This is a genomic window from Emticicia aquatilis (genome assembly GCF_014644295.1).
In the GTDB taxonomy this organism is placed as follows: domain Bacteria; phylum Bacteroidota; class Bacteroidia; order Cytophagales; family Spirosomataceae; genus Emticicia; species Emticicia aquatilis.
In genome coordinates this window covers 397,265-419,389 of sequence record NZ_BMKK01000006.1, presented here as the reverse complement: position 1 = coordinate 419,389, position 22,125 = coordinate 397,265, and the positions used below count along the sequence as shown (strand labels likewise).

Sequence of the window (22,125 nt, the reverse complement as noted above, 5' to 3'; positions counted from 1 at the left end):
CACCGATTACACAGAGTTTCACGGAGAATATGCTCTGTGTTTCTTCGTGTAATCCGTGCCTCCGTGGTAAACAGTTCCCTACTTCTCAGAAAGCAATTTTAATAAAACCCCATTGGTCCAACCATATCCATCTTGGCGGGGATAATCTTCACTCGATGAGCCAGACACATTATACTTATCAAGCATTTTGCCAGTTGTTTTATAAACATTGAGGTTGTTGGCAACCCAATTTTGCTTAATTCGATTGGCCAAATCATTAAAACCGTAATTTCTTAAACCTTGAATAGCCAAATATTGCAAAGGGGCAAAACCATTGGTTCCATCCCATTGCTGGCTTGTCTGATTTAAGGTTGTCATTAAACCTCCCGCTTGCAAAAACTTAGTTTCTAAAACTTTGGCAACTTTTTCGGCCTGTGCTTGGCTTGCTAATTTGAAAAATAAAGGATAAACCGCCGCCAAAGAATAAACATCGGTTTGTTTTCCTGCCACAAAATCATAATCAAAGTAGAATCCCGCAGACTCATTCCAGAAGTATTTATTAAAAACCACTTTACGCTTGTTGGCTAATTGCCTCATACTCTGAGCGTATTCGGTTTGGTTATTTGCCTCATAGATGCTCGCAAGCGTAAGCTCAAAATCATATAAAATAGCATTTAGGTCAACTGGTAAAATATCAGTCGTGTGAATTGTACTTAAATTTTGCCCATCACGCAACCATCTGCTCGAAAAACTCCAACCCGATTCTACGCCCGAGCGTAAATCTCGGTAAACTTGATTGGCTTTGCGTCCGCTTATTTTACTGGCGAATAATATATCTTCTCGATACGCTTCGGGGCGAGGCGTATCATTATCATCAAAATAGCGGTTCAACATATCGTTTTTACCCACAAACACTACTTTTCTGTACGCTTTTTCACCTTTCTTACGGGCTTCGTTTTGTTTCTGGGCATCATCAGAGCCTTTATCTATCGCCATCCAATATTGATATTCCTTCTGTATTTGCGGTAAAGTTTTGATTAATTTATCTTCATAACCTTTTGTTTCGGCCAGCATTTTTACCATTGAAGCAAAAAATGGTGGCTGCGAGCGACTAAAATAATAGCTACGATTACCCGTTGGAATATGCCCATAATCTTGAATCAATTGAGCAAAGTTCAAGACCGTATTAGCCATCAAAGTATCTTTTCTAGCGGCTTGTAAACCCAACATCATGAAGTAGTTATCCCAATAATAAGTTTCAGTAGATGCTCCACTTTGAACAAGATAAGGCTTAACCAACGGAATGAGCGTACCCGACGATTCCTTCGTTCTTCTTGTCAAAACACTCCATAATTCATTCACGTGTTCTTGTGGAGAAAGTGCTGCGTTGCTTACATATTTCGAGTTGGGCGTAGTGAAAGTGAAGTTTTCCATCACAAAACGCTTCAAATTAAAATTGGGTTTTGTTTTTTCTTCCTCATATCGCTTCATTACATCTTCTGCTTTGCCTTTTGGGCTTGCATCGGCAAATATTTTAGAATCAGAAAATATCGCCTTTAATTGTACTTCTTTGAAAAGCTCACCAAATTCTTCATCGGGCGATTTATATTCCTTTTTCGATACCGAATCTCCACATGCCAATATCACTACTGTTAAACCGAGCGTCAAAACCGATTGCTTCAAAAACTTTGTTGTCATTCTATTCGTTTAAAATTTGTGTTACGTATGTCTTAAAATTTGTCTAAATAATATAATCTTTGCCGTTGAATAATATTCGATTGTAATGTTTGTGTTAAAAGTAGTAATTTCGTATTAATAAAAGCCAAAAATATCTTTTGGGCGTGATTTAGAACTGCGATTCGGCGAATCGTTCCACAATATTCAAATAGACATGAAATTCATCAAAATAGTTTTAAGTTTTGTTCCTTTTCTCGCAACCGCACAAGTTGATTTACAAGCCGTTGGCACTTGTCCCGAAACCAGTTATTCTTTTTTCCGTCAAGGTATAAAAGAGCAAGAATTTACAAAAGCGTATGACGCTCAAGGGCGAATTTTGAAACAAACCAGTAATTTTTCGAGCAAAAATACGGGAAATTATACAGAAGAATATACTTACGAATACGATGCTGCGGGAAATAACACAACTATTACATACAAACGCAATAATGAAGTTAAGAGAGTCATCAAAAAAGCATTTGATGCTACTGGTCAATTACTTCAAGAGTCGGCCAGTGCGGGCGTAAATCTTCTTTCGGTCAATACACCTTCATTAAACGGTACGCAAAAAACGCAGGTTTTTTATGCTGAAGATGGAAAAACCGAAACTATCCGAGAAATTACAACTATCAACACGAAGGGACAGTTGCTAAAAAAAGAGGTGAAAGACCCTTCTGGAAAAGTTTTGATGTCTGATACTAAAACCTACAATATTCAAGGAAAAATTACCCAAGATGTGCATTTTGATGCGACCGACAAGGTTACTACTCAAACAGATTTTGTGTATGATGCCGCAGGAAATTTAGCAAGAGATAAAACCTTGAGAAATAACGTAACTTTTGCCGAAACCAAGCACGAGTACGACGCTACTGGTAAACTAATGCAAAAAACTCGCCTTAATGGCAAAGGTCAAATTGATTATTATTTTACCTACGAATACGATACTAATGGCAATATGACAAAAGAAAATTATTTCTATAATAATCAAGTCATAAGTGTTCGTACATTTGAATATGATTCTAAAGGAAACAAAATCAAAGAATCGTATCTCGACAAACTCGGGAGTGTAAGTATGTACAAAACGTGGGAGTTTGCTTGTAAATAGTTTAGTCCACGGTCGACAGTCTATAGTCGATAGTCCACAAAAACACAAAATATTGGTTATAATGTTTTTATTGTGTGTTTCTTACTCATTCTGAAATCAAAATAGTTTCTATTTTAAAAAAATCAAAAACAATCATAAAAATCTGATAAATCATAGTTTAAGATGGTCGCTGAAAAAATTGATTATGTTGCCGAAATCGCTCGGTTGAAAAAAGAAAAAAATGCAGTTTTGTTGGTTCACTATTACCAAACTGCTGATATTCAAGATATTGCTGATTACATTGGCGATAGCTTGGGGCTTTCGCAACAAGCAGCCAAAACCGATGCCGATATGATTGTTTTTGCGGGAGTGCGTTTTATGGCCGAAACAGCCAAGATTCTTTCTCCAAGCAAAAAAGTGGTTTTACCAGATTTCAATGCAGGTTGTTCGCTCGAAGAATCGGCTCCTTATGCCGAGTTTAAGGCATTTAAAGACCAACATCCCGACCATATTGTTATTTCTTACGTCAACTGCTCAGCAGAGCTTAAAACGCTTACCGACGTAGTTTGTACGAGTAGTAATGCCGTAAAAATCGTGGAAAGTTTTCCGAAAAACCAAAAGATTATCTTTGCTCCCGATAAAAATCTGGGAGGCTACATTAACCGTGTAACTGGACGTAATATGTTGCTTTGGGATGGTGCTTGTATGGTTCACGAGACTTTTTCGGGAAAAATGATAACCGATTTGAAAGCCAAACACCCAAATGCCGAAGTAGTGGCTCACCCAGAAAGCGAAGAGTCGGTTTTGAAATTGGCTGATTACATTGGTTCAACAACGGGTCTTTTGAAATATGTTATCAATAGTCCTCAGCAAGAGTTTATTGTGGCTACTGAGTCGGGTATTTTGCACCAAATGCGTAAATCGGCTCCAGGGAAGAAATTTTATGTAGCTCCAACCTCAAAAAATGGTCATGCGTGCAAGGCCTGTTCTGATTGCCCACACATGAAACTCAACACGCTCGAAAAACTATATTTGTGTTTGAGAGATGAAACACCAGAAATAAATCTTCCAGCCGAAATGTTGGCTGATGCCCGCAAACCAATCGAACGAATGTTAGAACTTTCGGCAAAATTCGGACTGTAATCTGTGGGGCGAAGTTCCACTTCGCTGATAATAAAAGTAAAAGGGCGAGATTTAGGTCTCACCCTTTTGTTTTTTTTGAAAATCTTATTCTACGCTATCGACAAGGTTGACCGCAACTCCGATAAAAACTTGTCCTACAATTATTTTACATTCTTCTCTCTCAATGCTTTTACATTGATGGCTCGCACAACTTCTGATTTTTTCAAGATAATACTCCAAATTGCAAAGCCCGAATCATCGCTAAAACAAAGTTTTCCTACACCTTTATCATAAGGAATCGGCGAAGTATAAACAAACAACGAATCACCTATTTTCTGAATATTATCACTCATTTCGAGCTTTTTGGCGGCGTTATCGGCGTATGCTTCTAAAACTTCCTTTTCTTTTACATATAACTGATTATTGCTACCAATATCAGGCTGCCCCAAAAGCCTGATTTTTAAACCATATCTTTCTGATAATGAATCAATTAAAGTCATGTTTTTCAACTGACAAAGTTCTTCGCCACGAGCCGCACTTACATTTTTCATTTGTTTCGCAAAATCAGCCGTTAAAGCTTTCGAAATCTCTGCCCCCATTTCTTCTACCTGATAAGCGATTTGTGTAGGCGATACTCTCTTTACTTTATAATCTTCCATTCTCCCTAAAATACTACTACCAGTATTTGTTTTCTCACCATTCGAGCAAGCACAAGCTACAAAAAAAGATAAAACTATAATAATGTTGTTTTTCATTGTTAATCTAAATTTTTCACAAAACTACAAACGGTAATTCGTTTAATCTTGAAAAAGAATAAAAATCTCTGTAAACCAAACAGAATAGCCATAAAAAAACAGTAAGGTCTTTTCTGACCTTACTGTTTTCAATCTTAGACAAATCCAAAAAAAGTAGCCGAACAAAGCCGAGTATCAACCGTAACCACCTCTAAACTTATAGGTACTTGCTACTTTATCAATGGCCACAATGTAAGCTGCCAAACGTAGAGAAACACCGTGTTTTTGTGAAGTTTCAAATACGTTATCGAAAGCGTCTTTCATCATACGGTCAGAACGACGGTTGATTCTGTCCAGAGCCCATTTATAACCAATACGATTTTGTACCCATTCAAAATACGAAACCGTTACGCCACCCGCATTTGCCAAAATATCAGGCACAACCATGATTCCTTTTTGGTTGATAATATCGTCGGCACTGGCCGAAGTCGGGCCATTTGCACCTTCTACGATAAGTTTTGCTTGAATATTTCCTGCATTTTCGTGCGTAATTACGTCTTCTTTGGCCGCAGGCACTAATACATCCACATTCAAGGCCAGTAATTCTTCGTTGGTAATCAACTCAGCATCTTTGAAACCTTCGAGCGTTCCGTTATTAGCATTGCGGTAAGCAATGGCTTTTTCTACATCAATTCCTCTCGGATTGTAGTATGCTCCCGAGATATCGCTCAAACCACAAATCGTTACGCCTTTTTCTTGCAAAAGTTTCGCTCCCCACGAACCAACATTGCCAAAACCTTGCACAGCCGCCGTTGCACGATACGGGTTCAATCTCAATTTCTCCATACCAGCCAATGCCGAAACCATTACGCCACGACCAGTAGCTTCCGTACGCCCCAACGAGCCTCCCAAAACCAATGGTTTTCCTGTAACTACTGCATTTACGGTCATTCCTTTGGCTTTCGAGTATTCGTCCATCAACCAAGCCATCTCACGAGGGCCAGTTCCCATATCAGGTGCAGGAATATCTTTATCTGGCCCGAAAATATCAAGCATCGCAATGGTGTAGGCACGCATCAAACGCTCCATTTCTCCAGCCGACATTTCACGTGGGTTGCAGGCAATTCCGCCCTTTGCACCGCCGTAAGGAATATCAACCACGGCACATTTCCAAGTCATCCAAGCCGCTAAGGCTCTCACCTCATCAATATTTACGGCAGGGTCGAAGCGAATACCGCCTTTACTTGGCCCCAAAATCGTTGAGTGAATCACTCGGTAGCCTTCAAAAACTTTAATTTGTCCGTTATCCATCGTAACGGGCAAGCCTACCGTCACCTGACGAGCAGGTACTTTCAGAATATAATACATTTCATCGCTGATACCGAGAATCTTCACGGCAGCATCGAATCGTTGCATCATTGACTCCAACGGATTCTCTTTATCCTTGATTGGAGCTGGTTCTATATATGTCATAAACAGAATAATATTTTGTACGTGAATGTGGTTTCACGGTGCAAACTTAGAAAAAATAAAGTATTTCTTAAAATCGTTAAATTTAACACTAATTTTTTATCAGCTTATTTGGCAGATATACCTTATCAGCCTTTTGCATTTTTTAACAAAACCAAATAATTTATTGTTTTTCTAAAATTACCTTTAAATAAATTTTTTTCGGGTTATTTTAAGAAATTGTATCTCGCTATTGTTTCAGCCTACCAAAACACTATATTTGTGGGATTTTTGAAAAACCCCAAAATATAAACGTTTACTGCTTTACAATTATGGCCGCAGTTGAAGAAAAAACCCGATATTCGGAAGATGAATTAAAGGAGTTTGAGGTAATTATTACTCAAAAACTGGAAGCAACTCGCAACGAACTGAATTTTATCAGAGAAACGTTGAGTAGAAAGAATGACAACGGCACAGAGTACACTGCCAATAGCACAAAGCTAATGGAAGACGGTGCCGATGTAAGCGAAAAAGAGCAATTGAGCCAGTCGGCTGGAAGATTGCAGAAGTTTGCTCAGCAGTTAGAAGCAGCCTTAATCAGAATCAAAAATGGTACTTACGGCGTTTGTCGTGATACAGGAAAATTGATTCCGAAAGAACGTTTGAGAGCAGTACCGCACACGCAACAAACGATTGAAGCAAAACTAAAGGCTTCTAACTAAAATTTTAAGGAAAAAACATCTATAATTTCTACCTTGTAAGGCGTTCAAACCGTTTTTCACAAGGTTATAGGGATTGTTGTCTATAAAAAAAGCCTCTACGTCAGAGGCTTTTTTGTTTTACAGGTTTTTCTACATTTCTTTGTTTGAACAATATAAACTTCTCGACATGAAAAAAAACACTCTACTCTACCTATTATTCTTTCAACTACTTATTAGTCAAGCTTTTGGGCAGGTTGCTGATAGTTATTATTTGCCTCAAAATGTTACGTATGATGCCAAAATTCCGACACCTCAGAAGTTTTTGGGTTATCAAGTCGGCGAACAGCACGTAACTCCTTATGAGACAGTTACTTATATGAAAGAATTGGCTCGTTTATCTAATCGCTTCAAGATAGAAACTTATGCCAAAACTTTTGAAAACCGTGAGTTAGTTCTCGTTACGGTTACTTCTCCCGAAAATCACGCTCGCCTTGACCAAATCAAAGCCGAACACCAAAAATTAGTTAATCCTTCACAATCAGGTGGTTTAGACCTACAAAAAATGCCAATTGTGGTCTGGATGGGCTACTCTGTACACGGAAATGAAGCCAGTGGCACCAACTCAAATCTGATGTCGGCTTATTATTTAGCCGCTGCTCAAGGTGCAGGTGTTGATTCTTTATTGAAAGAAACAGTCATTTTAATCGACCCCGTAATTAATGCTGATGGGGGAAATCGTTTTGCAACTTGGGTAAATATTAACCGCAGTACCAATTTAGTAAGCGATGTAAACAGCCGTGAGTTTAGCGAAACTTGGCCTGGTGGCCGCTCGAATCACTACTGGTTCGACCTTAACCGTGACTGGCTTTACCAACAAATGCCCGAAAGTAAAGGACGTTTGGTGAAGTTTTATGACTGGCGACCCAATATCTTGACCGACCACCACGAAATGGGTTCGGCTTCAACGTTTTTCTTTCAACCTGGTATTCCTGCACGCACGCACCCGCTTACGCCCAAGAAAAACATTGATTTAACCATCAAATTCGGAAAATTCCAAGCTGTTGGACTCGACAAAATAGGTTCGGCATATTATACACAAGAAAACTACGATGATTTTTATTACGGAAAAGGCTCTACCCTTCCCGATGTAAATGGCTCGGTGGGTATTTTGTTTGAACAAGCCTCCTCTCGTGGACATTTGCAAGAAACTGCTAACGGGATTTTAAGTTTTCCGTTTACGGTTCGCAACCAAGTTACGGCAACTTTCTCAACGCTTCGTGCGGCACGTGAAATGCGTGTCGAGTTGCTCGAACACATGAGAAGTTTTTACAAAGAAGCCTCAACTGATGCTGTAAAAGGCTATGTTTTTGGTGGTGGAAATGATGCTATAAAAACTTGGGAAATGGTAAATATGCTCAAACGCAACCAAATTGATGTATATCGTTTAGGAAAAGACGAAAACCAAGATGGGATAGCATTCAGCAAAGAAAACGCCTACGTTGTACCGATGAATCAGCCACAACACCGCCTTATCAAATCAATGTTTGAAAAGCGTACAAAGTTTGAAGATAGTTTATTCTACGATATTTCGGCATGGTCGCTACAATATTGTATGAATGTACCTACGGCGGAAGCAAAAACGGCAGTTTCATTGGGCGAAAAAGTTGATAAAAATGATTTCCCGAAAGGCAAGGTTATTGGCAAAAGCCAATATGCCTATCTGTTTGAGTGGAATAGTTACTACGCTCCACGTGCCGCTTACGAATTATTGAAAAAAGGCTATAACCTAAAAGTAGCAACCGAACCACTTTCGGCAGTGATTGATGGAAAAGAACGCACGTTTGATTATGGAACAATTCAGATTTTCAGCAATGGCACCGACCCGTCGGCTTTACTTCAAACTCTTGCCGAGCGTGATGGTGTAGATTTCTATGCCGTTCCGACGGGTCTTACACCACAAGGAATCGACTTTGGTAGCGAGAAATTTAAAAAAGTACGTTTGCCAAAAGTATTGATGTTGGGTGGTACGGGTGTGCAATCGACCGATGCTGGCGAAATTTGGCACTTACTTGACCAACGTATTAATATTCCGCTCACAGTTGCCGACATCGAAACGGCCAACCGCACGAGTTTAGAAAAATACACACACATTGTTTTGGCTGGTGGTAACTACAATGCACTTTCTGACGAAAAAATCAAACGTTTTGTACAAAGTGGTGGTGTTTTGGTAGCCATGACCGATGCGGTGGAGTGGGTTTCGGCAAAAAAAATCGCTAACATAAGCGTTAAAGAAAAGCCTGATAATAATGGAAATGGGGAAAAACGCCCATACAACCTACAAGAAAAATATACAGGTGCTTTAGAAACCGCAGGAACAATCTTCGAGGCAAAAATCGACCCGACGCACCCATTATGTTTTGGTTATCAGCAAAGCAAATTGGCCTTGTTTAAGGATAACAACATCTTTATGGAAGATACCAAAAATCCGTACAATACACCGATGATTTTCACGGCAAATCCTTTGTTGGCGGGCTATGTTCATCCAAAAAATGAGAAACTAATCAAAAACTCTCCAGCCGCTATTACACTAAATGTGGGTTCGGGTCGAGTAATTGCATTATCTGAAAACCCAAATTTTAGAGCGTTTTGGTATGGCACAAACAAACTTTTCTTAAATACTCTTTTCTTCGGAAACATAATCGGCGGTGGTCGTTTTGGTGGTGAAGAAGAGTAGTTATTAGTTTATTGGTTACTGGTTATTAGACGCTACGAAACTAATTTGCCAGTAACTAATAAACGGATAACCATTTTGCCAAAACCCACGTTTTTTCTACCTTGCAGACATAACTGTTAAATTTACGAGTATGAGAAATCGAAAATCGTAAATCGTAAATCCAAAATCGTATGTCTGATTTTTTGAAAATAGGTGAGTTAAAAGAAAATCTCGTAAAACTCATCGAGGCAAAATTTGAATTAACCAAACTTAATGTTCAAGATAAAATTGAGGGTATAGCAGTAAAAGCCGCTTACGCCCTCATTACGTTTATACTCAGCATTGTAGTAATTATTTTTCTGAGTATTCTGATTGCCCTCGGCCTCAACCATCTGATTGGTAGCTCTTGGCTGGGTTTTCTTATCATGTTTGGCTTTTATGCCATTATTCTTGCCATTTTTATTTTTGCAAAAGATTCCGTTCAACACAGCATCAAGAAAAAAGTAGAAGAGGTGGTTGATGAGCATTTAAACGAAAAATCTTAACCAAATTTCATATTTTTCGCTTACAGAAATTATCTCCGTAAGAATATTCTACTGTATTTTGCTGACTACCAATATTAAATTCCTACGGAATAATTACTTCTTCTTAAAGCACTTATTCTATCGTTTTTATTACACTTTCAGCTAAAAACCATAAATTTGTAGATTAATAGAAACGTGGTTTTCTCAATGGCAAAATTTTTGCCACTGCATCAATAAAAATCCTTCATGAAATACGAAATTGTCATTGGCTTAGAAGTTCACTGCCAACTTGCAACAGAGAGTAAGATATTTGCTTCCGATACGAATCAATTTGGTAGCGAGCCAAACACCAATATTAGTGTAATCACGCTCGGACACCCTGGTGTTTTACCAAAACTCAATAAAAAAGCAGTCGAATATGCCATTCGTATGGGCTTGGCTTGTGGCTGCGAAATCAATAGAAACAATTATTTCGACCGTAAAAATTATTTCTACCCTGACCTTCCAAAAGGCTATCAAGTTTCACAAGATAAATATCCGATTTGTAAAGGTGGTGAAATTAAAATTCGCCTGAAAGATGGCAAAACATTCAAAGAGCGTGCTTTAGAACTTCATCATATTCACCTCGAAGAAGATGCAGGAAAATCGGTTCATGATGGTAGCGATGCTTTTACACTCTTAGATTATAATCGTGCTGGAACGCCACTCGTAGAAATCGTTTCGGAGCCTTGTATGCGTAGCCCTGAAGAAGCAGGTGCATATCTGACCGAAATCCGCAAGATTGTTCGTTATTTGGGCATTTGCGATGGAAACATGGAAGAAGGCTCGATGCGTGCCGACTTAAATATTTCGATTCGTGAAGAAGGCACAACCGAATTTGGTACGAAAGTCGAAATCAAAAATATGAATTCGATTCGTAACCTACAACACGCTGCCGAATACGAATACAAGCGTCAAGTGGCGTTACTCGAATCGGGTGGAAAGGTTATTCAAGAAACACGTATGTTTGATGCCGATAAAGGCCAAACTTATAGTATGCGTGTAAAAGAAACCATGAACGATTATCGTTATTTTCCTGAGCCTGATTTAGCTCCGCTAAGAATTTCGGATGAGTGGATGAACGAAATCAAATCGAAAATGCCCGCACTTCCGAGCGAATTATTTGAGAAATTCACGAAAGAGTTTGGGATTCTCGAAGAACACGCCGTTACGATTACCGACAGCAAAGAAATGGCCGATTATTACTTGGAGGTTTGTAAACTTACACAGAATTACAAAGCAGCATCGAACTGGCTTACTTCAACAATCAGAGGGTATTTGAACGAAAATAGCCTCGAAATAACGGAGTTTAGTCTAAAACCAAGTCAATTAGTTGAAATCATCTCGTTGGTTGACGAAAACAAAATAAGTAGCTCGGCAGCGGCTCAGAAATTATTTCCGCTGATGCTCGAAAATCCGAGTGTTTCGGCATTGAAATTGGCAGAAAGCAACAATTTGATTCAAGAAAGCAATACCGATACACTTCAAGCGTTAATCAACGAAGTTCTGGCAGCCAACGAAGCAAAAGTAAGAGAATACAAGAGCGGAAAGAAAGGTTTACTTGGCATGTTTGTTGGAGAAGTAATGAAAAAATCGAAAGGCTCGGCCGACCCAAAACGTACGAACGAGTTATTGATGAAAGCTTTATCATAAGCATTAAAAGAAAATATTAATAAAAAATACCTTTATGAAACACATCATTATTGCTATATGCTTGGTAATCAGCGGAATGGCTTGCCAGTCGCAACCACAAGCGAATACGCCAACGGGTACAGAAAGTACGTATAGCATCAGTGGAAAAGTAAAATCTGCTGTAAGTGGTAAAGTATATTTGGAGCGAATGAACGACCGTAATATTCCTTTTAGGGTAGATTCGGTAGCCCTTTCGCCCGATAATAGTTTTTCGTTCAAAGGAAAAATGACCGAACCAGCTATCTATCAAGTAAACATTGCCAACCAACAAATCATTGGTTTGATTCTTGATGGTGGCGAAACATTGACTATTGTCGCCGATGGCTTTAATACCCCCGAAAAACCAGGGAGTTTTTCGGTAGATGGCTCTCCGATGATGGCCAAGTTCAATCAAGTTGTAGCCGAATCTCAGAAATTCCGTCAAACTCAAATGGATTTGCAAAATCAATTTGATGCCGCTACTCAGAAAAAGGACGAGAAAAAGAAAAAGGATATTCAAGTAAGCTACCAAGCAGCCGAAGAAAAGTACAACTCTACCATCAAACCGATGATTGGTGAAATGGGTACTTCGTTGGCGGGTTTGATTGCTATCAATAATTTTTTGAATCCAGAAAAAGACTTTGAAATATTTGCTAATGCAGCCAAACAATTAGAAAAAGAAGGTAAAAATCATTTCTTTGCCAAGCTTTTTATTCAAGATGTAAAACGTAGAAGTGCTGGCTCGGTTGGTGCTGATGCTCCTGATTTTTCGTTGGTTGATTTAGATGGAAAAAGTGTAAAACTATCAGAATTGCGTGGAAAAGTTGTTGTTCTCGACTTCTGGGCTACTTGGTGTGGACCATGTATCATGTCGTTTCCAGGTATGAAGTTATCAATGGATAAATTTAAGGATAATCCAAACGTAAAGTTTTTATTTGTGAATACCTACGAGCGTGTGAGTGCCGACCAATGGAAATCAACAGTTAGTACATTTGTGAAACAAAGGGGTTTCACTACCTTCCCAGTTATTTTGGATGTTGGTGGTGAAGTTGCCGGAAGTTATGGCGTAAATGGTATTCCTGCTAAATTCTGTATTGATAAAGAAGGCAAAATCAAGTTTAAAAGTACTGGTTATTTAGGTTCAAACGATGCTATCGTAACCGAAATGACTCATTGGATTGAAGAAGCGAGTAAGTAATAGTGGTTCTATAAAATATAACGACGGCATGGTTCAAAACCATGCCGTCGTTGTTTTACTGATATAGCTATAAACTCTCAAGTATTACTTCTCATTCGATGGCAAAACTACACGCTTTACATTGCCATCATCACCTTGTGTAATCATCACGAAAACCGTTCCGCTTTTTTGTTTGCCAATATTAATTTGACCTACATATTCGCCCGAAAAGTCTTTGATTTCTTCTTTGGCAATCACATTGCCTTTTACATCCAAAACTTTGATGCTTACATCGCCTTTTTGTGGAGCGTTGAAACGCACATTCAAGATTTCAGTTTTAGGGTTATTCGGAAACACCTCAACGCTTTTGATAGTTTTGCTGCCCGAACTTCCTCCATCAAACATCATGATATTATCTGGAATCGAACGAAATTCAAACTTTAGGTCTTTGCCCATTTGTTTCATATTCTCACGAAGACTTTCCATGTTGCCATTAAATTCGTGAGAGAAATCTTCGCCATTGAAGAACTCCGTTTCGCCCTTACCGTCTCTTTTATAAACTCTTACTTTCGGGCCTCTTTTGATTACAATATCTTCATTTCCGCCGCCATCACTATCATTAAACTCATAGCGTCTTACAATCTTTTTACCGTCGTTTCGCTCGATATTGATATTTGAGTTTGAATCGTTGTCTATCTCAATCTTTACTCCTTGTGCTTTGCCCTTGTTAAGAGCCAAAACCGAATCTTTAAACTTCTCAATCATTTCATCTTTTTGGCTACTCGATAAGCCCGAAGCATTGATTACTTTTTCGCTGATGGTTGTTTTTCCATCAACTTCTTGCTCTATACGAATACGTACTCTTTCTTTTTTTTCTTGTGCAAATGAAACAATAGGGGCAATAAATAATATCAATAACGCCCCTGCTTTGGAAATAGCCTTCATAATTTTAAGTTTTTAAAATGTAAATAATGGTTAAATGACATTTCTGAGATTAAAATGTTGCACAAACTTAGCCGAAGTATGGGTATAATTGACGTTAAAAAGTCTTAAAAAATGTTAAATACCAGCTATTAGTTGAGCGGCAGTGGCCGAAGGATTATTTTCGGTAACTTTAAATGTGGTAATTTTTGAAGGGTCTCTTTTAGAAAGACCGTGTAGATAGGTTTTATCGTAGTAGTTGAGTGCAATATCTGTCCCGAATGAAAAATCACCATTTCCGAGGGCTTCGATGGCTGCTTTGTGGTGTTGCCCGCCGAGACGTTTCAAAATTCTATCAGTGGCAGCCTTTAGTTCATCGAACGAAAAATGTGCGTATTCTTCTATTAAACGTTGTACTCTTATCTCTCGGTCAACATCAATGTATGCCACTTGGGTTTTTCGCATTTGTTGCCAGAGAGCATCGGGAATATTACAGCACCCGATATTTCGGCTTTCGTCTTCAACCCAAATGCGGCGGGTTGGGTCGAGTTTGGCAAATTCGGCATAAAGCATATTTTCAAAATGCTCGGTCATTGGTTGTGGAGCTTGTCCGAGCATTCCGAAGGCAGAGCCTTTATGATTTGCCAAGCTCTCCAAGTCTAAAATTTGTTCGCCTTGTTTTTGAAGTTCGTACAAAATTTCTGTTTTTCCACTACCTGTTTTTCCACCTAAAACAATGATATTCAGTGGCTGACTTAATTCTTCAAGAATAAAGTTTCGGTACTTTTTATATCCACCGATTAAGGTTGAAACCTTCATTCCGGCCGAACTAAGAAGCGTCGCAAAACTTCCGCTTCGCATTCCACCTCGCCAGCAATGAACCAAAACTTCACCTTCGGGAGCAATTTTCTTCGATTTTTTTACAAATCCTGAGAGTTTTGGGCCAACTATATCAAGTCCCAATAAAAAAGCGGATTCTTTTCCCACTCTCTTGTAGCGTGTTCCTACTTCTGCTCGTTCATGATTCTCGAACAATGGAATATTCAACGCCCCAACAATGTGGCCACGCTCAAATTCTCCTGGCGAGCGTACATCAATAATGGGGAGTGTTTTTGCTTTTTCAAGAAAATGCTCTATTGAAAGTGGTTTTATCATTTTAGGGGCTTTTGGCTATTAGCATTTAGCTATTAGCTTTATTTAAACGAAATCAATTCTTAGAGGTATAAAGGTATTTTTGCTAATAGCTAAACGCCAAAAGCTAATAGCTAAACTACTCCAATTCTCGCAAATATAGCTGAATAGTATTCTCTAAGCCAAAATAAAGAGCATCGCAGATAAGTGCGTGACCGATGGAAACTTCGAGCAGATTAGGAATATTTTGCTTGAAATAACGCAGATTCTCCAAGCTTAAATCGTGGCCAGCATTTACGCCAAGACCAACCCGCTCGGCTACTTTTGCGGCACTTACGTAGTCTTTTATGGCAGCTTCACGGTTTTGGGAGTAATTATGAGCGTAACTTTCTGTGTAAAGTTCGATTCGGTCGGTGCCTGTTTCGGCAGCTCCTTCAACCATTGCTTCGATTGGGTCAACAAAAATAGAAACTCTACAACCTGCACTTTTGAAGGTTGCAACCAAATCTTTTAGTCTTTCTCGGTGAGCGATGGTGTCCCAGCCTGCGTTTGAGGTAATGGCATTGAGTGCATCTGGAACGAGCGTTACTTGCGTAGGTTTATTGGCAAGTACTAACTCCACAAATTTCTTTTCGGTAGGATTTCCTTCTATGTTAAACTCTGTCGTAACAATTTCTTTCAGGTCATAGACATCCTGATAGCGTATATGTCTTTCGTCAGGGCGGGGGTGAACCGTGATTCCCTCCGCCCCAAATTTTTCACAATCAATCGCAACCTGCACCACATTCGGTTGGCTTCCGCCTCGTGAGTTTCGCAAGGTCGCTATTTTGTTGATATTGACCGATAATTTCGTCATGCTGTTCTTTAATCTGTTTCGTTAAAATCAAACTCTTCCCTAACAAATACCGACTACGTGTCTGAGTATCATAATGAGACGTGCGAGTGGCAACGTTTTTCCCATCAACGGCTCTTACAAGCTTCATTTTTTGGTAATAGTAAGTATTTTCGCTTACTTTTACCAGATTTTTGTCGGAACTTTGTTTTGTTTGGTACTGAAATAACTGATTTGTAGCCAAAATCAGTTCCCCATTTTTGCCAAAATAATACTCGTGTCTGATTTTTCCAGCTTCTCCGTAAGTTTCCGAAACGATTAACTCAATTCGTTTGTTTTGGAAGTAAGCCGTCACGACATCATCGAATCGTTCGTCAGAGATTCGTTTGGTAATGTACAGGTGGTTTTTGAGATTTGTTTGGATTTCGGCACAACGTTTCTGAATGCTTGTCGTAGGTGAGTAACTTTTCTTAGGAGTAGCAAACACACTGGACGTAAATAGCAGAATGCCAACGGCAGTTAAATTAAAAACACGCATATTTGTTTGATGGGTTGGTTAAGTAATACATACCCGTTATCAAAAGGTGTTCCAAAAAATTATCGTACGGATACACAAATCGAAAAACACCAGTTTTTATTAAAATAATACAATTAATTCTTAAAAAAATGTCTTTAAAAACAACAATCGACGCCCAAATAAAAGCAGCTATGCTTGCTCGTGAACAAGGCAGACTTATGGCTCTTCGTGATATTAAAAAATTGATTTTATTAGAAGAAACGAAGGAAGGAAAAACAGGCGAATTGACAACCGAAGAAGAAACAAAATTGCTTACAAAGGCCGCAAAACAAAGAAAGGATTCGGCTGATATTTATCGTCAACAAAACCGTGAAGACCTTTTGGAAAAAGAGTTAGCCGAATTGACGGTTATCGAAGAGTTTTTGCCAAAACAACTCTCAGAAGATGAGCTAAGAGCTAAATTAGAAGAAATCAAGGCTCGTGTTGGGGCATCTGCTCCATCGGATATGGGCAAAATGATGGGCGTAGCTACCAAAGAACTCGCTGGTCTTGCAGATGGAAAAGCTATTTCGGCAATGGTGAAAGCTTTATTGGCGTAGTTTCGATTTACGAATGACGATTTACGAATTTTATACGTTGCGTGTATTCGTAACTCGTCATTCTTAATTCGTCATTCGTAAATTCTTCCTCATCGCAACCATTCCCAAATATTCGGTTTTCATTTGCTCGAAATCAAGGCGTGAAGTTCCGCATATTTCAAAGCCGAGGCTTTCGTAAAACCTAATGGCATTGTGGCTACTATCCATTGCTTTTAGCCAAACATAATCTTTGTTTTGCTGCTGTGCCATTTCAATGGCAAACTCCATTAGTTTTCGGCCTACACCTTTTCCTGTGGCTTCGTTTGTCAGATAAATTCTTTCTACCTCAAAGCCATCTCCATCTTGCCCAGCCAGTTGATTTTCGGGACGAATTTTCAAGAATCCGACGTACTTTTCATCAAGAATTGCAAAGAAAAACTCGTTTTTAGCATCAGTCAACTCTTCGGTTAATTGATTGATATTAAAACATTTATGGGCATACCATTCGCCTTCGTCGTACCACAGGTGGCGGTAATGGTCGAAATATGCCCGAGTGGCAACCTCTGAGAATTTTTCAACCTCCGAAGTACTTATTCTTTCTATTCTTAAATTCATTATAAATCTCTTTTCATCGTAAAATCGGTTTGAACCTCTGTGCCTAACACAAAAACGTGTTTGTCGAGAAACTCAAAGCCCATTTTCTTATAAAACTGCATGGCATTGTGGTTGTTTTCCCATACCCCGAGCCAAATAGACTCAAAATCATTTTCTTTTGCCCAATTCGTGCAGAAATCCATTAGTTTTCTTCCCAACTGCTGTCCATGCAAGTTTTTATCGACATAAAAACGCTCTATCTCTACAACTTTTTTGTCTTCTAAACCCTTGGTTGGGTGGTCTTTTACGAGTTTAGCAAATGCCACAATTTGTTGCTCTGATTCAATGATAAAATATTGATTTTGAGGGTTTTGCAAATCTGATAAAATTGCTTCTGATGAGAAATTTTTAGCCACATGGGTTTCCATGTTTTCGGGTGTGTTAAACTCTGTGTAAGTATCACGGAAGGTTTTTTCTGCCAATTGGCGAATAGTTTCGGTATCGTTGGTTGTTGCTAATCTGAAACTAAAATTCATGGGTATTTCAAATACTATTTGGTTTCTGAAAAATTTAAGGATAAAATTTCTTTTTTCGGTGAACAGGATGTTCACTCCACAAATTATAGAAATATTCTTTTCTATCGTTCTATTATTTTCTTTATCTTTGAAATATCACCCTAATCAATAAAAAATGAGTACTTCGACTCCTACACAAAGACTTTATTCGCTCGATGCCCTACGTGGTTTTGATATGTTTTGGATTATGGGCGGTGAAGATGTTTTTCATGAACTCATGGAAGCTTCGCATCACCCCGCTGCCGTCTGGATGGCCACACAGCTCTCGCACGTTGCATGGAACGGTTTTCGTTTTTACGACCTTATTTTTCCATTGTTTCTATTTATTTCGGGGGTTTCAACACCATACTCTGTTGGGCGTGAAATTGATAAAGGCATCGAAAACCGCAAAATTGCCCTCCGAATCATCAAGCGTGGACTCATTTTGGTGCTGTTGGGTATTATTTACAACAATGGCTTACAGATAAAAGAACTTTCGCAGATTCGTTTCCCGAGTGTATTGGGTCGTATCGGGCTGGCGTATATGTTTGCGTGCATGATATATGTATATGCAAGCCACCGTTTTCAGTATGTTTGGTTTGTGAGTATTTTGGTTGGTTATTGGTTGATTATGAAATTTAATGCTGCACCAGGTTTTGTGGCTGGCGATTTGACAATTCAAGGCAATTTTGCTTCGTGGGTTGACCGTATGGTACTTCCGGGCAGATTACACCTTGTTATCCATGACCCCGAAGGACTTTTCTCAACACTTCCTGCAATTTGCACGGGTTTATTGGGGATTTTTGCAGGAAATTATCTTAAAAACAATTCTACCAAAACGCCAACCCAAAAAGCCGCAACTTTGGCGATTGGCGGTTTACTGTGTTTAATTGTTGGTGGAGCTTGGGGGCTTTTCTTCCCTATTAATAAAAACCTCTGGACAAGCTCGTTTATGCTTTATGCGGGTGGTTGTAGTTTACTTTTGTTGGCTATTTTTTACTTCATAATTGATGTTTTGCAGTATCAACGTTGGGCTTTCTTCTTTACGATAATCGGACTAAACTCTATTCTGATATATCTATCGGTTAAGTTTATCGACTGGTATTATACGGCTGAGGGGCTTTTTCGTTGGCTGGGGCAGCTATTTGGCGAGGCGTACTACGGGGTTATCATTACGATTGCTGTCATTGCCGTGAAATGGGCATTTTTGAGAGCGATGTATCACTATAAGATATTCTTAAGAGTTTAGGTAGGCCTTGTTATTATTTGTTAATGAAAAACTTTTTAATGCTAACCAACGTATATAGATGTAGAGGTTTCAGTAATGAATAATAACAAAAACGACATAAAAATGAAGATTACAAGTTTATTGAGTATCATATTGCTTACGGTGAGTAGCTGTTTTGCCGTAAATGCTCCGACATCAAATGCCGAGCCGATTAGCCATGAGATTTGGAATGGACTTTTGAAAAAATACGTTGATGCCAAAGGTTTCGTCAATTATGGAGGTTTTAAGAAAGACCAAGCAGAGCTGAAAAAGTATTTGACATTGGTTGAAAACAATGCTCCTGGCGATAAATGGAGCAAAGACGAAAAGTTGGCGTATTGGATAAATGCTTATAATGCCTTCACGATTCAGCTTATCTTAGATAATCTGGATAATAAAATCAAAAGTATCAAAGACATCGGTAGTAAAGTAAAAATTCCGTTTGTAAATACACCGTGGGACGTGAAGTTTATTAATATTGGTGGAAAGAAAATGGATTTGAATAATATCGAACACGGTATTATCAGAAAAGATTTTGATGAGCCTCGTATCCATTTTGCGTTGGTTTGTGCTGCAAAATCTTGTCCACCACTCCGAAATGAAGCATATATTGCATCAAAACTTAACCAGCAACTCGACGACCAAGGTGTAGATTTCTTGAATGATTCGAGCAAAAATCAGGTTTCAGCCGATGAAGCGAAACTTTCAAATATCTTTAATTGGTACGGTGGCGATTTTAAAGACAAAATGCCCGTGATTGATTGGGCAAACAAATATGCCAAAGTAAAAGCCAATAAAGGTGCAAAGATTTCGTATATGACCTATAACTGGGATTTGAACGGAAAGTATTAGCCCCTCCCAACCAACCTCCCCGATAGGGAGGAGAAAAGCAGTTTCTTGATAAAGAAGCTGCTTTTTTGTTTTTATACTCCTTCAAATCGGCTGGGCGATTGACCTGTGAATTTTTTAAATGCCCGATTGAATGTAGCTTTTGAATTAAATCCACAGTCGAAGGCCACTGCCAAAAGTGTATAGTTTTGGTTTTGAGGGAGTTTTATTTGTTTCTTAAATTCTTCTACTCGGTATTCGTTCACAAAATCATTGAAGTTTTTGCCAAAATTCGAGTTGATGGCAGCCGAAAGTACCGAAGTGTTAGTCTTTAATTTTAGAGCCAAATCGCTCAACGAAAGTTCTGATTCGAGATAGGGCTTTTCTTGAAGCATCAGGTTTTCGATTTTAGTCTTTAATTCTTCAAAATTATTCTCCTTCGGCTCGCTTATTATGGTTGTGTTTTGTGATTCTGACATCAGGCTTTTTGAATAAGCCAATCGCAAAGGCTGATGCTGGGCATAGCCTTTAATGCCCACATAACAGATAATCAGAACCGTAAACAAGTGCCACCACCAATCTTGCTCGAAAGGTAAATCGCCGAGTAGTTTGTCGGCCATTCCCCAAGCCCATTTAAAGACTTCGCCCGCAATAATCAGATAAATAAAGTTTCGTAGCCAAACAAAGCTAATTGTCTCAGTATCAGAGAATTGGGTTTCTGTCCAACTCCTATATTCTCTATAAATTCGTAGTGATTGATAGAAATAATAAATATACGAACCCCAAATTGCTACAATTTCTACCCAACCTAACCAATCAGAAATTTTTGAACTTCTGAAACGATTTACAGCCTCATGCCCTTGTAAGAAAGCCCCAAAATTGATAATGAAATAGATAGCATAAAGCACATAATGCAGAAAATAAATTGGCTTAAAACGAAATTCTCGATTGATTTGAGCCTTTAGATAAAAGTAAATAGTTGGAGCAAATGCCAAAGTAAAATAGCGAGGAAAACCATCGAATTTTTCCCAAAGAATATTGATACCAGCAAAACCAAAGGTATAATCTTGGATTTCCATCGCCAAAAAGAACATCACGAATCCCAAAAATTTATCAGAAAGGCGTTCTTCTTGCCAACCCCTATACCAAAGTAAAACGGCAAAAAGCAGAGCGAGAAAATAACCAAATTGTAGCGGAGTGGTGTATAGCGACATTTTTCGGAGGTAATTCTTTTTTAACTATTTCGATGTTGTTTTGTTTAATATTCACATTTTTCGCACTTCACCATTGCCAATAATTCCTGACATCGGGTCGATTTTTCCTTGGCCAAACTGCATTACGCTGTTGTTTCCTGTGCCGTGAGCAACAAGCGAGATTTGCGAATTTACTGACACATTTCCGTTACCGTAGCTTTTTACTTTGGCGGTTTTGGCAATAAGCTTTTGGGCATTTACATTACCATTTCCGTTTTTCTTGATGTCGAGTTCGTCGATATTGCCTTGTAGCGAAACATCACCGTTTCCATCATTTTCAAATCTAAAGTAGCGGCCGATAACACCCAAAACATGCACATTAGTGTTTCCTCGGTGCTGAATAACCGTAGCTTCGGGCATGGTTACTTTGATTTTTATTCGGGTATCTTCCAGATACAGTTTTCCGTTGTAGTTTCCTGCCAAGCGAATCGCTAATTGGTGCTCGGCATCATCTTTTTTCACTTCAAGTCTTGGTTCTAAATTTTCGTCAATATCCACTTTTATCGAAAAAGGTTTACCGATTTCTACTTCAATCTTTCCATCAAAGTCTTCAAACGAAACTTTATCGAAGTCTTTAAAATCAAAAGTTCGAGAAATAATTTTTCCAGTGCCTCTTAATGGTCCTTTTTGGGCGAAAGTTATGGTGCAAAATACATTAAATATTGCGATGATTAAAATTAGCTTTTTCATGTTTGTATATTTAAAATGTTGATTTGTTTGGAGCAAAATAGAGTTTTGCTC

21 protein-coding genes are annotated in these 22,125 nt (G+C 38.7%); 10 read left to right on the top strand and 11 right to left on the bottom strand.

Annotation, left to right across the window (positions count from 1 at the left end; all coding sequences use genetic code 11):
• Window positions 1–78: 78 nt before the first annotated feature.
• Complete coding sequence (locus IEX65_RS16820) at window positions 79–1,677, bottom strand: trehalase family glycosidase (protein WP_188767516.1); 1,599 nt, start codon at window positions 1,675–1,677, stop codon at window positions 79–81.
• Window positions 1,678–1,870: 193 nt separating this feature from the next.
• Here IEX65_RS16820 and IEX65_RS16815 point away from each other — a divergent pair, with 193 nt between their 5' ends.
• Both IEX65_RS16815 and nadA read left to right on the top strand, forming a co-directional pair.
• Window positions 1,871–2,800: a hypothetical protein gene (locus tag IEX65_RS16815; protein WP_188767515.1), complete on the top strand. Its 930-nt coding sequence runs from the start codon at window positions 1,871–1,873 to the stop codon at window positions 2,798–2,800.
• A gap of 162 nt (window positions 2,801–2,962) precedes the next feature.
• Window positions 2,963–3,922, top strand: coding sequence for a quinolinate synthase NadA (nadA, locus tag IEX65_RS16810; RefSeq protein WP_188767514.1), 960 nt, complete (start codon window positions 2,963–2,965; stop codon window positions 3,920–3,922).
• 140 nt (window positions 3,923–4,062) lie between these two features.
• Here the strand turns inward: nadA and IEX65_RS16805 are convergent, their stop codons facing one another.
• Window positions 4,063–4,656 (bottom strand): hypothetical protein, encoded by a 594-nt coding sequence (locus IEX65_RS16805; RefSeq protein ID WP_188767513.1) that lies wholly within the window; start codon window positions 4,654–4,656, stop codon window positions 4,063–4,065.
• 174 nt (window positions 4,657–4,830) lie between these two features.
• A complete protein-coding gene (locus IEX65_RS16800; RefSeq protein ID WP_188767512.1) occupies window positions 4,831–6,108 on the bottom strand; it encodes a Glu/Leu/Phe/Val family dehydrogenase in 1,278 nt (425 codons plus the stop codon).
• Between the two features lie 308 nt (window positions 6,109–6,416).
• Here IEX65_RS16800 and IEX65_RS16795 point away from each other — a divergent pair, with 308 nt between their 5' ends.
• The 5 genes from IEX65_RS16795 to IEX65_RS16775 all read left to right on the top strand — a co-directional run bounded on the left by IEX65_RS16795 (window position 6,417) and on the right by IEX65_RS16775 (window position 12,930).
• Window positions 6,417–6,806 carry a TraR/DksA family transcriptional regulator gene (locus IEX65_RS16795; protein ID WP_188767511.1) on the top strand — a complete coding sequence of 130 codons (390 nt, stop codon included), beginning with the start codon at window positions 6,417–6,419 and terminating at the stop codon, window positions 6,804–6,806.
• Window positions 6,807–6,972: 166 nt separating this feature from the next.
• The gene (locus IEX65_RS16790; RefSeq protein ID WP_229250725.1) at window positions 6,973–9,519 is read left to right on the top strand and encodes a M14 family zinc carboxypeptidase; all 2,547 of its coding nucleotides are present in this window, start codon (window positions 6,973–6,975) and stop codon (window positions 9,517–9,519) included.
• 170 nt (window positions 9,520–9,689) lie between these two features.
• Window positions 9,690–10,043, top strand: coding sequence for a phage holin family protein (locus IEX65_RS16785; RefSeq protein ID WP_188767510.1), 354 nt, complete (start codon window positions 9,690–9,692; stop codon window positions 10,041–10,043).
• Between the two features lie 225 nt (window positions 10,044–10,268).
• On the top strand, window positions 10,269–11,714 hold the full coding sequence (gatB, locus tag IEX65_RS16780) for an Asp-tRNA(Asn)/Glu-tRNA(Gln) amidotransferase subunit GatB (protein WP_188767509.1): 1,446 nt from the start codon (window positions 10,269–10,271) through the stop codon (window positions 11,712–11,714).
• A 34-nt stretch (window positions 11,715–11,748) separates the two neighbouring features.
• Window positions 11,749–12,930, top strand: a complete 1,182-nt coding sequence (locus tag IEX65_RS16775) for a redoxin domain-containing protein (RefSeq protein ID WP_188767507.1) — start codon at window positions 11,749–11,751, stop codon at window positions 12,928–12,930.
• 84 nt (window positions 12,931–13,014) lie between these two features.
• On the opposite strand, the gene IEX65_RS16770 is transcribed toward IEX65_RS16775, so the two are convergent.
• The 4 genes from IEX65_RS16770 to IEX65_RS16755 all read right to left on the bottom strand — a co-directional run bounded on the left by IEX65_RS16770 (window position 13,015) and on the right by IEX65_RS16755 (window position 16,331).
• Entirely contained in the window at window positions 13,015–13,854 is an 840-nt protein-coding gene (locus IEX65_RS16770) for a T9SS type A sorting domain-containing protein (RefSeq protein WP_188767505.1), read from the bottom strand.
• A gap of 114 nt (window positions 13,855–13,968) precedes the next feature.
• On the bottom strand, window positions 13,969–14,985 hold the full coding sequence (gene mnmH, locus IEX65_RS16765) for a tRNA 2-selenouridine(34) synthase MnmH (protein ID WP_188767503.1): 1,017 nt from the start codon (window positions 14,983–14,985) through the stop codon (window positions 13,969–13,971).
• A gap of 115 nt (window positions 14,986–15,100) precedes the next feature.
• Window positions 15,101–15,817 (bottom strand): pyridoxine 5'-phosphate synthase, encoded by a 717-nt coding sequence (locus IEX65_RS16760; protein WP_188767501.1) that lies wholly within the window; start codon window positions 15,815–15,817, stop codon window positions 15,101–15,103.
• Window positions 15,726–16,331, bottom strand: a complete 606-nt coding sequence (locus IEX65_RS16755; RefSeq protein ID WP_188767499.1) for a hypothetical protein — start codon at window positions 16,329–16,331, stop codon at window positions 15,726–15,728. Before IEX65_RS16755 ends, IEX65_RS16760 begins: the two co-directional genes overlap by 92 nt.
• Before the next feature lie 128 nt (window positions 16,332–16,459).
• Between IEX65_RS16755 and IEX65_RS16750 the strand changes: the two genes are divergently transcribed.
• Window positions 16,460–16,909, top strand: coding sequence for a GatB/YqeY domain-containing protein (locus tag IEX65_RS16750; protein WP_188767498.1), 450 nt, complete (start codon window positions 16,460–16,462; stop codon window positions 16,907–16,909).
• A gap of 63 nt (window positions 16,910–16,972) precedes the next feature.
• Here the strand turns inward: IEX65_RS16750 and IEX65_RS16745 are convergent, their stop codons facing one another.
• Window positions 16,973–17,503 (bottom strand): GNAT family N-acetyltransferase, encoded by a 531-nt coding sequence (locus tag IEX65_RS16745; RefSeq protein WP_188767497.1) that lies wholly within the window; start codon window positions 17,501–17,503, stop codon window positions 16,973–16,975.
• Complete coding sequence (locus tag IEX65_RS16740) at window positions 17,503–18,018, bottom strand: GNAT family N-acetyltransferase (protein WP_188767496.1); 516 nt, start codon at window positions 18,016–18,018, stop codon at window positions 17,503–17,505. The genes IEX65_RS16745 and IEX65_RS16740 overlap by 1 nt, the downstream gene beginning before the upstream one ends.
• Before the next feature lie 154 nt (window positions 18,019–18,172).
• Here IEX65_RS16740 and IEX65_RS16735 point away from each other — a divergent pair, with 154 nt between their 5' ends.
• Together IEX65_RS16735 and IEX65_RS16730 are read left to right on the top strand one after the other, a co-directional pair.
• Window positions 18,173–19,285 carry an acyltransferase family protein gene (locus IEX65_RS16735; protein ID WP_188767495.1) on the top strand — a complete coding sequence of 371 codons (1,113 nt, stop codon included), beginning with the start codon at window positions 18,173–18,175 and terminating at the stop codon, window positions 19,283–19,285.
• 102 nt (window positions 19,286–19,387) lie between these two features.
• The gene (locus IEX65_RS16730; protein ID WP_188767494.1) at window positions 19,388–20,155 is read left to right on the top strand and encodes a DUF547 domain-containing protein; all 768 of its coding nucleotides are present in this window, start codon (window positions 19,388–19,390) and stop codon (window positions 20,153–20,155) included.
• Between the two features lie 71 nt (window positions 20,156–20,226).
• On the opposite strand, the gene IEX65_RS16725 is transcribed toward IEX65_RS16730, so the two are convergent.
• Together IEX65_RS16725 and IEX65_RS16720 are read right to left on the bottom strand one after the other, a co-directional pair.
• Window positions 20,227–21,345, bottom strand: a complete 1,119-nt coding sequence (locus tag IEX65_RS16725; RefSeq protein ID WP_188767493.1) for a helix-turn-helix domain-containing protein — start codon at window positions 21,343–21,345, stop codon at window positions 20,227–20,229.
• A 51-nt stretch (window positions 21,346–21,396) separates the two neighbouring features.
• Window positions 21,397–22,074: a GIN domain-containing protein gene (locus tag IEX65_RS16720; protein ID WP_188767492.1), complete on the bottom strand. Its 678-nt coding sequence runs from the start codon at window positions 22,072–22,074 to the stop codon at window positions 21,397–21,399.
• Window positions 22,075–22,125: the final 51 nt, after the last annotated feature.

Coding starts and splice junctions, on each gene's coding strand:
- IEX65_RS16760 (WP_188767501.1), bottom strand. CDS start 15,817: ATGACGAAATTATCGGTCAATATCAACAAAATAGCGACCTTGCGAAAC.
- IEX65_RS16740 (WP_188767496.1), bottom strand. CDS start 18,018: ATGAATTTTAGTTTCAGATTAGCAACAACCAACGATACCGAAACTATT.
- nadA (WP_188767514.1), top strand. CDS start 2,963: ATGGTCGCTGAAAAAATTGATTATGTTGCCGAAATCGCTCGGTTGAAA.
- mnmH (WP_188767503.1), bottom strand. CDS start 14,985: ATGATAAAACCACTTTCAATAGAGCATTTTCTTGAAAAAGCAAAAACA.
- IEX65_RS16750 (WP_188767498.1), top strand. CDS start 16,460: ATGTCTTTAAAAACAACAATCGACGCCCAAATAAAAGCAGCTATGCTT.
- IEX65_RS16730 (WP_188767494.1), top strand. CDS start 19,388: ATGAAGATTACAAGTTTATTGAGTATCATATTGCTTACGGTGAGTAGC.
- IEX65_RS16720 (WP_188767492.1), bottom strand. CDS start 22,074: ATGAAAAAGCTAATTTTAATCATCGCAATATTTAATGTATTTTGCACC.
- IEX65_RS16790 (WP_229250725.1), top strand. CDS start 6,973: ATGAAAAAAAACACTCTACTCTACCTATTATTCTTTCAACTACTTATT.
- IEX65_RS16775 (WP_188767507.1), top strand. CDS start 11,749: ATGAAACACATCATTATTGCTATATGCTTGGTAATCAGCGGAATGGCT.
- gatB (WP_188767509.1), top strand. CDS start 10,269: ATGAAATACGAAATTGTCATTGGCTTAGAAGTTCACTGCCAACTTGCA.
- IEX65_RS16805 (WP_188767513.1), bottom strand. CDS start 4,656: ATGAAAAACAACATTATTATAGTTTTATCTTTTTTTGTAGCTTGTGCT.
- IEX65_RS16800 (WP_188767512.1), bottom strand. CDS start 6,108: ATGACATATATAGAACCAGCTCCAATCAAGGATAAAGAGAATCCGTTG.
- IEX65_RS16770 (WP_188767505.1), bottom strand. CDS start 13,854: ATGAAGGCTATTTCCAAAGCAGGGGCGTTATTGATATTATTTATTGCC.
- IEX65_RS16795 (WP_188767511.1), top strand. CDS start 6,417: ATGGCCGCAGTTGAAGAAAAAACCCGATATTCGGAAGATGAATTAAAG.
- IEX65_RS16785 (WP_188767510.1), top strand. CDS start 9,690: ATGTCTGATTTTTTGAAAATAGGTGAGTTAAAAGAAAATCTCGTAAAA.
- IEX65_RS16745 (WP_188767497.1), bottom strand. CDS start 17,503: ATGAATTTAAGAATAGAAAGAATAAGTACTTCGGAGGTTGAAAAATTC.
- IEX65_RS16815 (WP_188767515.1), top strand. CDS start 1,871: ATGAAATTCATCAAAATAGTTTTAAGTTTTGTTCCTTTTCTCGCAACC.
- IEX65_RS16735 (WP_188767495.1), top strand. CDS start 18,173: ATGAGTACTTCGACTCCTACACAAAGACTTTATTCGCTCGATGCCCTA.
- IEX65_RS16820 (WP_188767516.1), bottom strand. CDS start 1,677: ATGACAACAAAGTTTTTGAAGCAATCGGTTTTGACGCTCGGTTTAACA.
- IEX65_RS16755 (WP_188767499.1), bottom strand. CDS start 16,331: ATGCGTGTTTTTAATTTAACTGCCGTTGGCATTCTGCTATTTACGTCC.
- IEX65_RS16725 (WP_188767493.1), bottom strand. CDS start 21,345: ATGTCGCTATACACCACTCCGCTACAATTTGGTTATTTTCTCGCTCTG.